Origin of the sequence: Alteribacillus sp. YIM 98480, assembly GCF_009765375.1 — a bacterium.
Classification (GTDB): domain Bacteria; phylum Bacillota; class Bacilli; order Bacillales; family Marinococcaceae; genus Alteribacillus.
The window spans coordinates 157,273-170,044 of the sequence record NZ_VTOK01000009.1 but is presented as its reverse complement, the minus strand read 5'-3'; the positions used below and the strand labels follow the sequence as shown (position 1 = coordinate 170,044).

Below are 12,772 nucleotides of genomic sequence, written 5' to 3'. Positions count from 1 at the left end.
CTTCATCTTTTTAGCAGTGGTGTTCATTGCAGCCAGAGCAAAGTTTTCGAGGTGATTATTGTGAAGTCTAAGCAGAAAAATTCATCATTGGCGATGTTAATTGCTGATGAGATACAAAATGAAATTGAAGGCGGTATTTACTCAGAAGGGGATCGGCTTCCATCTGAAGCGCTTTTGTGCAGGCGATTTTATTGTAATAGGTACACGATTAGACAAGCGATGGACCGGCTGAAAAACATCCAGTTAATCCATGTGAAACAAGGAGCAGGATACTTCATTAGTGAACGTCCGCTAGATGTACGTTACACGATAACACCTTCTACACGATTTTCAAAAATGATAGAAAGTGCTGGACATGTTCCATCTGCGTTGGTTATTTCGAAGGAATTATGTCTTCCTTCTAAAAAAGTACAGGAAACGCTTCATTTACCTAAAAACAGGGAAGTTTTTCGTTTTGAAATTCTGCGTTTTGCTGACAAAACACCATTAGCCTGGAATGAAACGTGGCTTCCGGCGAATGCATTTCCCGAGCTAGAAAAATATATGACGAGCTTTTCTTCATTGTATGGTATTTTGCAAAAACAATATGACGTCGAGCCGCAGCGAATGTTTTCTACATTTGCAGCCACGATACCTTCGACGAGTGAAGCATCGTATTTACAAATTCCATTGATCACTCCGCTGCTTCAAATCGAAAGTATCGTATCAGATGAAAAAAAGGGACGTATTGAGTATACAAAAGCAAAATACCGCGGTGATTTGTGCCAGGTGACATCAACACTTTAATAGATTAAACATTTGCGGGTAAGGGGAGGCAGAAGACAATGAAACGAAAAAGGTTAACGAGAATACTAGTCGAGGGAACGGATGAATTTGTCGAATCGCTTGTAGAAGAAGCAGTCTCAGAATATGATATAACGATCGACAAAGACCCGGAAAAAAGTCTTGTTATGTTGAAAAATAGTGACTCAGTATCCAATCAGCCCTTCTATTCAGGAGAAGTTTTGGTGACAGAATGCAGTGTAACAGTGGAAGGGAGTTCAGGTTTTGGGGTCGTTATGGGTGAAAGACCTGATAAAGCATTTGCGATTGCTGTGATAGATGCAATATTTAATGCAGACCTTCCTCCTGCTGACCGGTGGAAAACACGTTTGCTTGAAGAAGAAGAAAAGATTGATCAAAAGCACTATAAGGAAGCGGCAATGGCAGCAAGAACAAAGGTTAATTTTGATACGATGGAGGGTTACGATGATCAAGACGACTAACAAAGGTTTTGACAAAGTTCATGATTCTCAGCAAATTTTTCGGAACTTGGTGGAGGCCTTCAGCCGGCCGGGAAAAACCGTTAACATTCTCCCTTATTGTAATAGTATTAACCCGCCGCAAGGATTTTCCGCCATTATGACAGGACTTGCTTTTACATTAGTAGACCGTGAAGTCACGTTTTCTGTATTACATGATCATGCTGATGGCGTAGAGCAGTATATTCATTGGCAGACTTTTTGTAATCAAACAGCACCAAAGGACGCAGATTACATTTTCGTTGATCAATATATGGATGAAAATGCAATAGATAAACTTATGGATGAGGTGAAAATCGGAACGCTGACACATCCTCATCAGAGTGCGACCTTGTTCTTGAAAATAAATGAATTCGATCAAAAAGAAAGCGAGCAAGTAACATTAAGCGGTCCCGGTATTAATGGTGAAAAATCATGCAATATCGGGTTGTGTGAAAAATGGATAACAACAAGAAATGAATTAACAGCAGAGTATCCACTTGGTATTGATCTTTGTCTCGTTAACGAGAACGGAGACTTATTGGCATTACCAAGAACAACAAAGATACAAGGAGGCTGATGCATTATGGGTTATGTGGCTGTTACTGGTGGACAAGAAGCTATTGAACAAGCGGATAACTTGTCATTGTTTTACCGAACTAGAAATGTAAGCACATTATTAAATCCAGAGATGATAGAAAATCAAATGCGTTTATTAGTAGATCGTGTAATGGGAGAGGGAGGTTTGTACGCTCCTGAATATGCAGCTATCGCATTAAAGCAGGCAGAGGGGGACCCATTAGAGGCTGTCTTTTTAATGAGAGCATACCGGTCAACTCTTACAAGAAATTATTACTCCCATACCATTGATACAGGAGATATGAGAGTGATCAGGCGAATCTCTGCTTCATTTAAAGATATTCCCGGCGGACAGATGCTGGGCCCCACAAACGATTATACCCATCGACTGCTCCAATTCTCTCTTCGTGAAGAAAACGAAAGAGAACTACAAAACTTCGTAGAGGATTATGGATTTACAGAATATGTTGAGGGAGAAATTACCTTCCCAAAGGTTGCTGATTTATTGAGAGAACAAGGGTTAATAGCAAATCATGATAATCATGAAGAGAAAGAAGAGCCGTTTGATTTAACCAGAAATAAGCTAACTTATCCTTCAACTCGTTCTGCCCGTCTGCAAGCGCTGGCCAGAGGAGAAACAGGCGCATTGACGTCTTTTGCTTACAGCAGTATGCGTGGTTTTGGAGTCGTTCATCCAACCGTTGGAGAGCTGCGTGTAGGATACGCTGCTGTTACGATTCCTTATCCCTTTAGTGAAGACGAAGAAGATGGAATGTATATAGGAGAAGTCTTGTTAACCGAAGTAGAAACAATAAACTCTTTTAGTCAAAATGATGATAATAATGATGTTCAATTTTCTGTAGGGTATGGGCTGACTATGGGGCAAAACGAGGTTAAAGGCATTGCTATGTCCATTTTAGATCGCAGCTTGGAAACAAGTGGAGAAGCGCCGGCCCAGGATGAAGAGTTTGTATTGAGCCATATTGACAGTGTAGAGTCTTATGGATTTGTTTCTCACTTAAAACTTCCGCATTACATAACATTTCAATCGAAATTAGATCGAATTAGACAGGCCCAGGACCACAAATCATCAAACGAAGGAGAAGAAGACTATGCCGGTACAAAATAACTTTGAAATGTCAGAATACAACTTTGCCTTTCTAGATGAAGGTTCTAAACGAGAAATTCGCCGTACCATTTTGAAAGGTATTGCGATTCCGGGATACCAGGTACCTTTTGCATCCCGTGAACTTCCCATCGCTCGTGGATGGGGAACAGGCGGACTTCAGCTCACACTTTCTTTATTAGGCAGACAAGACTGCCTGAAAGTGATCGACCAGGGCCATGATGACAGCGTAAATGCTGTAAGTATTCGTAAACTGGCTAAAACCAGCAGCGGCATAGAAACAACCACTGATACGGTTGAAGCGTCTGTCATTCAAACGCGTCATCGTATTCCAGAAGAAAAGCTTCGTGATGATCAAATATTGGTTTTGCAAGTGCCTGAACCAGAGCCAATGCGCAGGGTAGAAGCAAGAGAAACGCAAACAGAACGCCTCCATGCTGAAAAAGAATACAGCAGCATTTGGGTGCGTTTGTACGAAGATATTGTGAGGTGGGGGGAAATCACGATTGGTGCGGATTACCCTTGTATGGTTCATCACCGCTACATTTTTAACCCCAGCCCGATTCCTCGTTACGATGTAGAGAAGCTGCATCAGGCTGATGGATTATATTTATTTGGGGCTGGACGTGAGAAAAAGATTTATGCTGTCCCTCCATATACAGACGTCGAACCACTTCAATTTGAAGACTACCTGTTTGAGGTAGAAGAGTTTAATGAGGAATCATGCCGTCTTTGCGGAAGTACTAGTACGTTTTTAGATGAAATATATGATAGTTCTACGGGAGACAAATATTATCAATGCTCAGATACAGGATATTGTAGCAAACAACAGACAGAAAGAAAGGTGAAAGCTAATGTCCGTACCTAATACCCTCCTGACAAAGGAAAGTCAGGACAAAGACACTTCTCCCATATTGCAAGTGTCCAATCTTACGAAGCGATTCGGCGAAGGATGCGATTATTGCAAGAACCATGAACTAGAAACCAATTTATGTTCAGAATGCGGGACGGTTACAGCATGCTCTAATGTGAGCTTTGAGTTAGATAAGGGAGAAATACTTGGAGTTGTGGGTGAAAGTGGATCAGGAAAGAGCACGATGGTGAAATGTTTATATTTTGACCAGCAAGTTACTTCAGGAAGTGCTATCCTCACAGATTTTAAAGATGGAGAGACAAATATTTTCGATCAATCGGCACAAATGCAGCGCTACATTCGAAATTATATGATGGGCATGGTCTACCAAAACCCACACCTCGGTTTAAAAATGGATTATTCTAGCAGTGGAAATGTAGCGGAAAAGCTGATATCAGCCGGTCACTATCATGTAGGAAAGATTAGAGAGCGATCTTCGGAATTGCTGAATCAAGTAGAAATTCCTGTTTCAAGAATGGATGAACAACCAAAACGGTTCAGTGGCGGAATGCAGCAGCGTGTGCAAATATCAAAAGCGTTAGCCAACAATCCTCCTCTGCTTTTACTGGATGAAATAACGACAGGTTTAGATTTGTCTGTACAAGCAAAAGTGTTAGATTTGATTCGCAATATTCAACGAGAAATGCAAGTAGCCATGATCGTCGTTTCGCATGACTTGGGAGTCATCCGCATGCTCGCAGACCGGACAATAGTGATGAAGGAAGGAAAAGTTGTTGAGCAAGGTCTGACAGATCAAATATTACAAGATCCTCAGCATTCTTACACGCAGCTTTTAGTGCATTCCTTACTTTAAAAAGGAAAGAAGGTTATGGCATATGTCTATTCCTGCCAACACAAAAATTTTAAGTGAAAAACCGAACCTGCACGAAAGCAGTACCGTTTTAAACAGCAGATTAGGAACATGGACAGATATCGGTCCAAATTCCCTGGTTCAAGACTCCATTATAGGAGATTACACCTATACAGACGGAGATGTTAATATCATTTATGCAAATATTGGAAAATTTTGCTCGATTGCATCTCACGTAAGAATAAATCCGGGTAACCATCCCATGTGGCGTGTAAGTCAGCATCATATGACATATCGGCGCGTGCAATATCAGTTTGGAAACACAGATGATCAAGAAATTTTTAACTGGCGTAAAGAGCATGAAGTGACGATCGGTCATGATGTTTGGATTGGTCATAACGCTATTATTATGCCTGGTGTAACCATTGGAAATGGGGCTGTAATTGGTTCGGGAGCAGTAGTGACAAAAGACGTTGACAGTTACACCGTCGCTGCAGAAGTTCCGGCAAAGCCAATTAGGAAACGTTTCCGAAAAGAAATAGCAGAAGAACTAGAGCAGATTGCCTGGTGGGATTGGACAAGAGAGGAGCTAGAAGAGAGATTTGATGAACTAAACGATGTCGAACAGTTCATTAAAAAATACAAAAAACAATAGAACAAGGAGGGAAAATGAAAATGACGCAATTATTAGAAATAGCAAACTTAAAAAAAACATTTAAGATGCATCATTTTGATAAAGAAATTATGGGCTGCAGCAACGTCTCTTTTACGCTCAACCAGGGTGAATTCATAGGTATTACAGGGAAAAGCGGAGCTGGAAAATCTACCATTTTGCGATGTATCTATCGCACGTATGTTCCAATGGGCGGTAATATATTATATTCTTCAGATCAATATGGAAAAATTGATTTAGCTCAAGCACAAGAGCGTGAAATGCTTGCTATTAGAAGAAACGAAATAGGATATGTGTCGCAATTTTTAAGAGTAATGCCGAGGATCACAGCCCTTGAAGTTGTCCAAAATGCATTAGTGGAGATGGGTTATCCAAAAGAAAAAGCAGAAAGTGAAGCTAAAAATATGTTATCCCACTTTCAATTGGCAAAATCCTTATGGAATGCTTATCCCCAAACATTTAGCGGGGGTGAGAAACTCCGTTTAAACCTGGCCCAAGCGATGGTAAAAAAACCTAAACTGCTGCTGCTTGATGAACCTACTGCCTCTCTTGACGATGTATCAAAACAATCTGTCAAAGAGATGATTAAACAATTAAAAGAAGAAGGTACGAGCATGCTCGGTATTTTTCATGACCTTACGTTTATGGAAAGCGTGGTTGACCAGCATTACAACATGAAAGAGGGTATGATGCAGGAAGGTGTGAAAGCATGACTAATCAATCTCTATTATTAAAAAACGGGACGATTATCAAAACAGATAAGAAGATCGTAGGAGATATCCTTATTCATGATGGCCGCATTGCTATGATCAAAGAAGGGGGGTTTGTCAAAGTTCCATCTGATATAGAAGTATTAGATGCAACAAATATGTACATAGCGCCAGGAATGATTGAAACGCATTGTGATGCTATTGAAAAAGAAATGGAGCCAAGACCTAATACATTTTTTCCTTTAGAGATGGCAATGAATGAAATGGAAAGAAAACTAGCTGGTAACGGAATCACTACTATATATCATTCTGTTTCTTTATCAGATGGAACGGGCAGCAGAGAAGATGACAACGTCATTCACTTAATGAACAGCATTGATTATCGAAGACGATATTTTCCAACAATGGTGCGCAATCGAATTCATCTTCGTTACGAAGTAACCAATAACAATGGATCTAATACTTTAAAAGATTTTATAGACCAAAAAAAAGTGGACTTACTTTCCTTCATGGATCATTCCCCGGGACAAGGCCAATTTAAATCGGAAGACAGCTATCAAAAATACCTTACAAGTTCTTATGGCATACCAAAAGAAGATGCAAGAGAACGCATAAATGAAATGCTTGCACGTAAAGAGAAAGTGAATTGGGGATTATTAAGAGAGTTAGGCAGGATTGCCAATGAAAAAGGAATATGCCTCGCGTCCCACGATGATGACTCCATTGAAAAAATTGATTCCGTTCTTAAACATTTGGAGATTCAAATCAGTGAATTCCCTATTACGCTTGAGGCTGCTGAGTATGCGATTCAAAAAGGTTTGTATGTAAGTGTTGGGGCTCCTAATCTGATCAGAGGGTTTTCACATAGCAATAACATGCGTGCCATAGATGCAGTAGAAGCCGGAGCGGCCCATATCATTTGTTCTGACTACCATCCTTCCGCTTTACTGCCGTCTGTTTTTAAATTGCACCGGGAAGGCATGGCACTTGAACAGGCTGTGAAGATGGTGAGTTATTATCCAGCTAAAGCACTCGGCATTGAAGATAAACGAGGAAGCATTGAAGAAGGAAAACAGGCTGATTTGATATTAGTAGAACTAGAAGAAAACTTACCTCGCGTAAAGCATACAATCGTTGACGGAAATGTTGTCTATCAATCTCAATTATCTTTAATGACATAAAACCTTTATAACCATTAATCCAAACAGACGTTTATTGGTTTAGATTGGAGAGGAAATAATGATTGATTTACACTGTCACACAAAAATATCAGATAACACGATGAGCATTCGCGAAATTATTGCTTTGGCTGCTCAAAAAGGTGTTACACATTTAGCCATCACCGATCATGATACAACAGCAGGTTTGGAACAAGCTTCAATTATTGGAGAACAATTGAATGTATCGATTATCCCTGGCATTGAAATTTCGGCTTTTGATTTTAAACGCAATCGAAGAGCTCACATATTAGGTTATTATGTGAACCAAGGAAACGCTGATCTGATAACATTTTGTAAGCCGATGCTGCAAAAACGTCATCAAGCCTCATATAACATGGTGAACAGCATCATAAAAGCTGGTTATGATATTACCTGGGAAGACGTGCTGTCCTACGCCGAAGGGTCCACAGCTGTTTATAAACAGCATATTATGCACGCTCTTATTGATAAAGGATATACGGATGAGATCTACAGTCCATTGTATAAAACATTATTTTCTGCTGACGAAAAGGATGGGGAGGCAGGTATTGCTCACATGTCAATTGAATATTTGGATGCTGTGGAAGCTATTCGAAAGATACGTGCAGCAGGAGGTGTACCTGTGCTTGCTCATCCAGGACAATTCGATAATTTTGAAGCCATTTCAGAATGGGTAGAAGAAGGATTAGAAGGAATTGAAGTTTTCCATCCTTTGCATAACAAAGAAACCGAAGAATTAGCTAAACAATATGCAGAGCAATATAACCTCATTCAAACAGGCGGTTCTGATTTTCATGGCAAGTATGGTCCGTCGCAAGAATACCCGCTTGGCTGCAAAAGCCCGGGTGAAGAAAGTGCAGTTCATTTAATGAAACGGGCAGATGAGTCAGTTAAAAGAGAAATAAAACTATAAATAGTCTAGTTTAACAGCTCTTCCTTCTATCTCATGAGAGGAAGAGCTTTTTGGTACTTCAGAAAAGTTTACAATTGTTAAAGGATCAAAGTATAAGGAAAACTACGCCTTTCGCCATTTAAACTTGACGATAAACCGAGTTTTTTTAACACTGATAGGAATGAAAAAATTTTAGTGTGGATGAATCACCGATGTCGTCAACATTTTGAGGAAATCAGTATAAGTCCAGCTAGGTAATCGCCTTCGCCTAAAGGCTTGGCTCTAGCCAAGTTTTCTTTACCTTTCTTTTAACGATTGACACTTGATTATTGATGAACAAGGTGGTGTAATGGTAACCATACAAATAGCTCATTACTTAGTACATAATGTATTATATAGACATAGGAAGGAAGATTGGATGAGTAAGCCAGATTTAAAAGCCCGGTCCCCATGGGCAGCCTTAAATGATGTAAAAAGCGTAAACATATCCCCTGTAAAAGATGAAACGGTCAACACTAACATTACCGTGCCTGGAAGTAAAAGTTTTACCAATCGTGCATTAATTATGGCAGCATTAGCAAAAGGAACGTCGGAACTGTCCGGTATTTTACGAAGTGATGATTCTTATTGGTGTATCGACGCTCTTCGAAAACTCGGGATTTCGATTGAGGTAGATGGAGATACAGTAAAGATTGAAGGATGCGGAGGAAACTGGCCGGAAAAACAGGCAGACCTTTATATCGGGGCAGCTGGCACCATTGCTCGTTTTCTGCCAGGAGCATTGGCTTCTTCAAAGGCAGGTACATTTAAGGTAGAGGCAAGTAAGCGTATGAGTGAGCGTCCTGTACAGCCGCTGATGGAAGCTTTGGAAACGCTTGGAGCCAAAATAGAGTATTTGGAAAAAGAAGGTTTCTATCCTCTAAATATTCATGCAAACGGCTTGAAAGGAGGAGAAGTAACCATATCAGGTAAAGTGTCCAGTCAATTTATAAGCGGGTTACTATTAGCCGGAACATATGCAGAACAAGCGCTGACAATAAATATACCTGACTATATTGTCCAGCATGCTTATGTAAAAATAACACTCGACCTTATGAAAGATTTCGGAGTAGAAGCCGTTTATAATGAAGATCTCACTGATATGAAAGTGCCGGTATCGGGTTATACCGGTAAAGAAATGGCATTAGAAGCGGATGCCTCAACAGCAAGCTATTTTATGGCTCTAGCTGCTATTAACAATGGACGAGTCCGTATTAATAATCTTACGATGCAAACGAATCAACCTGATATTTATATGGTGGATCTGTATGAAAAAATGGGATGTCGGGTGACCAAAGGAGAAGGATATATTGAAGTACAAGGAGTTTCTCAGTTAAAAGGGAACTTTGAAATCAGCATGAAAGAAATGTCTGACCAAACCCTTACACTTGCAGCAATTGCTCCTTTTGCTGATGGGCCTATTACGATTACAGAAGTTGAGCACATCCGCCATCATGAATCGGACCGAATTAAAGCGGTTTGCACAGAGCTGCAAAAAATGGGAATTAAAGTTGAGGAATTTCAGGACGGTTTAAAGGTTTATCCAGGAACGCCGCAAGGTACATCTCTTCATTCTTATGATGACCACCGGGTAGCGATGGCACTGTCCTTAATCGGCACAAAAGTTCCAGGTGTGACGGTAGAAGATCCTGGCTGTGTATCAAAAACATGTCCTACTTTTTATAATCTGTTAGAAAAAACCGGAGTGCCGGTAGACTTTTCATAATCCACAAAAACACTAGTAAAGAGGAGGGCTGACAATCTTTACTAGTGTTTTTTTTATTTTAGAGCTTTGTAATAAAGTAATAAAGCGAAGGGTTCTGTTATTTGTCTTGTGGCAAGCTAAGTTTTTCTCTTCCGCCAATAGAGAATAGATATCACGATTGAAGTTTAAAATAGAAAATGATTCAACATATTAAAAAAATTGAGGGTGACAATGTGGATTGAGATTCTAAAATTAGCCGTTTTGTTTGTATTGATTTTTGTGATTATGAGATTGTTAGGAAAATCATTGTTATCACAGTGGACGCCTTATGATTTGATCACGATTTTCTTTTTATCTTATGTTGGATTAAGTGTCATCGAAATAAAGGATTTTTCACATGGTGTTATCAGCATTCTCGTCATCGGGTTATTATACAGCTTGATTGCAAGATTAAGCCTTGTTCAGCCTCTCAGCCAGTTTATTATTGGAGAACCTACTATTTTAGTTAAACATGGGAAACTTAGTGTTAAAAATTTAAAGAAAAGCCGTTATTCTTTAGCGGAATTGCTTTCAAGTATTCGGACGGCTGGCTATCCTGATATTAAGGAGATTGAATATGTACTGTTAGAACCAAATGGAAAGCTGAGTGTCATACCTAAACCAGAAGTCACGCCTGTTACACTTCAGAATTTAAATATTACACCTGATTACAAAGGGCTGCCTATTGCAGTGATCGTCGAAGGAAGAGTGCAGCACAAAAATCTTAAGCTGATTAATAAAGACAAAGATTGGTTAAAAAAAGAACTGTATGTAAAAGGGTATGCGAAAACAGAAGACATCTATTATGCCGTGGTTAGGGAGAAAGAACATGAATTGATGATTCAAACGCTAAAATGAGTTATATACTGGCCCCATGTAAAAAGTTGAGATTAACTTGTTTACTTCCAGGTACGTCATTGTGCAGGAATGTCAGCTTTTAAAATAGAAAATATGTGAACTGGAGTATACTTGGGGGGCCGGTATGATGGAACATATTCAACAGTGCGTTACTATTAAAAAATGGATGGAGAAAGCTATTACCTTTGAAGCAGGGAAAACGAAAGTAGAAGAAATTCTGTTTGAAATAGAAAACAATGAAGATCTTCACCAGATCGTGTTTATTAATGAAAAGAGAGAACCTATAGGTACGCTTTCTGTTTCCCAAGTAAGTTCTTATCTTTCGAAAGATAAAAACGTTAAGAAAAAAATGAAAGAAGGAATGATACAAAAGACTCCGATTTGTCGAGTAACGGATTCTTTTTTTGATGTAGCCCAAGAAGACCTGCCTGTTCCAGTTATTGATGAAAAAGGAAAAGTATGCGGTGTTTTTACTGTCAAAAGCATGTTTATGGCGTATAAGGAATTATCGGATTCGCTCAAACACCATACAGATATAACCGATGTTATTTTAAACAGTGCATACGAAGGTATTGCCGTGGTGGACCGGCACGGAATTATTCAGCAAATGAACCGTGCCTACAGAAATTTTCTAGGCCTGTCCCCGGAAGAAGAGGTGATTGGACGTTCGGTCCAAGAGGTGATTGAAAATACAAGGCTTCATATCACTGTTCAGTCTGGAGTGCCGGAAAAAGGAGAAATTCAAATTATCCAAGGGCAGAAGATGATCGTTCACCGTATTCCTATTTGGAAAGATGGAGAGGTAACTGGGGCGATAGGGATGCTCATCTTTGAAGGGGTTAGTGAACTGTATCGAATTCTTGGAAATGCAGGCAATATGCAAAGTGTGCCGCCATTTGAAGATGAAGAAAGGTCACATACGAAAAATCAACCCAACCTATACTCATTTGAACAGATTCTCGGGGAAAGCGGCAGTTTGATGGACAGTAAAAGCAAAGCAAGAAAGGCAGCCAAAAAAAAGGCAACGGTTATGCTTAGCGGGGAAAGTGGTACTGGTAAAGAATTATTTGCACAATCTATTCACCAAATGAGTGAAAGAAAAGGAGAATTTGTAAGTATTAATTGTGCAGCGATTCCAGAACACCTTTTGGAAGCAGAATTGTTCGGCTATGAAGAAGGGGCATTCACTGGTGCGAAAAAAGGCGGTCACAAAGGGAAGTTTGAAGCAGCTAACTACGGCACCTTATTTTTAGATGAAATCAGTACGATGCCTTTACCGATGCAAGCAAAACTGCTTCGCATTCTTGAAGAGCGTGAAGTAGTGAAAATAGGCAGTCATATTCGAATACCGCTTAATGTTAGAGTAATAGCGGCCACAAATGAAAACCTTAAAGACCTTGTTGAAAACAAACAATTTCGAAAGGATTTATACTATCGATTAAATGTGATTAATATTAATATAGCTCCGCTTCGGGAAAGAACGGAAGATATACCGCTTTTATTCGGTCATTACGTAAAAAAATTTTCTAAGGAAAATGGACTTTCTGTCAAACAAATTGATCAACACGCGATGGAATGCTTAATGAATTATCGGTGGTCTGGGAATATAAGGGAATTAACAAACATAGCAGAACAGCTTGTGGTGTTAACCGAAGGCCGGATGATCAAGGAATCAGATTTGCCCGATGATATAAGAAACAGCGTATTACCAAGCAGTTCGACTGCTGACCATTCATTGAAGTCAAAAAAGATACTGCAGGAAAAAGAGCTGATTGAAGCAGAACTTGAAAAGCATGAAGGAAATAAAACAAAAACTGCTGAAGCTCTTGGTATTCATAGAACAACCCTATATAAAAAGTTAAACGAATACAATTTGCTCCCTTGATGTATATATATTTATACATATAAGTGGCAAATTGTATATTTTTATATACATATATTTACTTTG

The 12,772-nt window shown here is 39.5% G+C and carries 13 protein-coding genes; all 13 read left to right on the top strand.

The genetic code is table 11. The features are described 5' to 3' along the window. The first annotated feature begins 60 nt into the window (after positions 1-60). The 13 genes from FZF09_RS13130 to FZF09_RS13070 all read left to right on the top strand — a co-directional run bounded on the left by FZF09_RS13130 (position 61) and on the right by FZF09_RS13070 (position 12,709). Positions 61-786, top strand: coding sequence for a GntR family transcriptional regulator (locus tag FZF09_RS13130; RefSeq protein WP_158737056.1), 726 nt, complete (start codon positions 61-63; stop codon positions 784-786). 38 nt (positions 787-824) lie between these two features. Continuing rightward, a complete protein-coding gene (gene phnG, locus FZF09_RS13125) occupies positions 825-1,265 on the top strand; it encodes a phosphonate C-P lyase system protein PhnG (protein WP_158737055.1) in 441 nt (146 codons plus the stop codon). Then, positions 1,249-1,860 (top strand): phosphonate C-P lyase system protein PhnH, encoded by a 612-nt coding sequence (phnH, locus tag FZF09_RS13120; protein ID WP_158737054.1) that lies wholly within the window; start codon positions 1,249-1,251, stop codon positions 1,858-1,860. The genes phnG and phnH overlap by 17 nt, the downstream gene beginning before the upstream one ends. A 6-nt stretch (positions 1,861-1,866) precedes the next feature. After that, the gene (locus FZF09_RS13115) at positions 1,867-2,988 is read left to right on the top strand and encodes a carbon-phosphorus lyase complex subunit PhnI (RefSeq protein ID WP_158737053.1); all 1,122 of its coding nucleotides are present in this window, start codon (positions 1,867-1,869) and stop codon (positions 2,986-2,988) included. Further along, positions 2,972-3,853 carry an alpha-D-ribose 1-methylphosphonate 5-phosphate C-P-lyase PhnJ gene (locus FZF09_RS13110; RefSeq protein ID WP_233269495.1) on the top strand — a complete coding sequence of 294 codons (882 nt, stop codon included), beginning with the start codon at positions 2,972-2,974 and terminating at the stop codon, positions 3,851-3,853. The genes FZF09_RS13115 and FZF09_RS13110 overlap by 17 nt, the downstream gene beginning before the upstream one ends. Continuing rightward, the gene (locus tag FZF09_RS13105) at positions 3,840-4,712 is read left to right on the top strand and encodes an ATP-binding cassette domain-containing protein (RefSeq protein ID WP_158737052.1); all 873 of its coding nucleotides are present in this window, start codon (positions 3,840-3,842) and stop codon (positions 4,710-4,712) included. Before FZF09_RS13110 ends, FZF09_RS13105 begins: the two co-directional genes overlap by 14 nt. Before the next feature lie 22 nt (positions 4,713-4,734). Next, positions 4,735-5,364, top strand: a complete 630-nt coding sequence (locus FZF09_RS13100) for a DapH/DapD/GlmU-related protein (protein ID WP_158737051.1) — start codon at positions 4,735-4,737, stop codon at positions 5,362-5,364. 20 nt (positions 5,365-5,384) lie between these two features. Beyond that, positions 5,385-6,095, top strand: a complete 711-nt coding sequence (phnL, locus tag FZF09_RS13095; RefSeq protein WP_199256789.1) for a phosphonate C-P lyase system protein PhnL — start codon at positions 5,385-5,387, stop codon at positions 6,093-6,095. Then, positions 6,092-7,273 carry an alpha-D-ribose 1-methylphosphonate 5-triphosphate diphosphatase gene (locus FZF09_RS13090; RefSeq protein WP_158737049.1) on the top strand — a complete coding sequence of 394 codons (1,182 nt, stop codon included), beginning with the start codon at positions 6,092-6,094 and terminating at the stop codon, positions 7,271-7,273. The genes phnL and FZF09_RS13090 overlap by 4 nt, the downstream gene beginning before the upstream one ends. Positions 7,274-7,331: 58 nt before the next feature. After that, entirely contained in the window at positions 7,332-8,204 is an 873-nt protein-coding gene (locus FZF09_RS13085) for a PHP domain-containing protein (protein ID WP_158737048.1), read from the top strand. 397 nt (positions 8,205-8,601) lie between these two features. Beyond that, the gene (aroA, locus tag FZF09_RS13080; RefSeq protein ID WP_158737047.1) at positions 8,602-9,948 is read left to right on the top strand and encodes a 3-phosphoshikimate 1-carboxyvinyltransferase; all 1,347 of its coding nucleotides are present in this window, start codon (positions 8,602-8,604) and stop codon (positions 9,946-9,948) included. 210 nt (positions 9,949-10,158) lie between these two features. Beyond that, positions 10,159-10,824, top strand: coding sequence for a DUF421 domain-containing protein (locus FZF09_RS13075; protein ID WP_158737046.1), 666 nt, complete (start codon positions 10,159-10,161; stop codon positions 10,822-10,824). A 124-nt stretch (positions 10,825-10,948) separates the two neighbouring features. Further along, entirely contained in the window at positions 10,949-12,709 is a 1,761-nt protein-coding gene (locus FZF09_RS13070; RefSeq protein ID WP_158737045.1) for a sigma-54 interaction domain-containing protein, read from the top strand. Positions 12,710-12,772: the final 63 nt, after the last annotated feature.

Bases quoted from the DNA above. Each gene is read 5' to 3' on its own strand.
- FZF09_RS13115 (WP_158737053.1), top strand. From the start codon at position 1,867: ATGGGTTATGTGGCTGTTACTGGTGGACAAGAAGCTATTGAACAAGCG.
- FZF09_RS13105 (WP_158737052.1), top strand. From the start codon at position 3,840: ATGTCCGTACCTAATACCCTCCTGACAAAGGAAAGTCAGGACAAAGAC.
- FZF09_RS13110 (WP_233269495.1), top strand. From the start codon at position 2,972: ATGCCGGTACAAAATAACTTTGAAATGTCAGAATACAACTTTGCCTTT.
- FZF09_RS13090 (WP_158737049.1), top strand. From the start codon at position 6,092: ATGACTAATCAATCTCTATTATTAAAAAACGGGACGATTATCAAAACA.
- phnG (WP_158737055.1), top strand. From the start codon at position 825: ATGAAACGAAAAAGGTTAACGAGAATACTAGTCGAGGGAACGGATGAA.
- FZF09_RS13085 (WP_158737048.1), top strand. From the start codon at position 7,332: ATGATTGATTTACACTGTCACACAAAAATATCAGATAACACGATGAGC.
- FZF09_RS13070 (WP_158737045.1), top strand. From the start codon at position 10,949: ATGATGGAACATATTCAACAGTGCGTTACTATTAAAAAATGGATGGAG.
- FZF09_RS13100 (WP_158737051.1), top strand. From the start codon at position 4,735: ATGTCTATTCCTGCCAACACAAAAATTTTAAGTGAAAAACCGAACCTG.
- aroA (WP_158737047.1), top strand. From the start codon at position 8,602: ATGAGTAAGCCAGATTTAAAAGCCCGGTCCCCATGGGCAGCCTTAAAT.
- phnL (WP_199256789.1), top strand. From the start codon at position 5,385: ATGACGCAATTATTAGAAATAGCAAACTTAAAAAAAACATTTAAGATG.
- phnH (WP_158737054.1), top strand. From the start codon at position 1,249: ATGATCAAGACGACTAACAAAGGTTTTGACAAAGTTCATGATTCTCAG.
- FZF09_RS13075 (WP_158737046.1), top strand. From the start codon at position 10,159: ATGTGGATTGAGATTCTAAAATTAGCCGTTTTGTTTGTATTGATTTTT.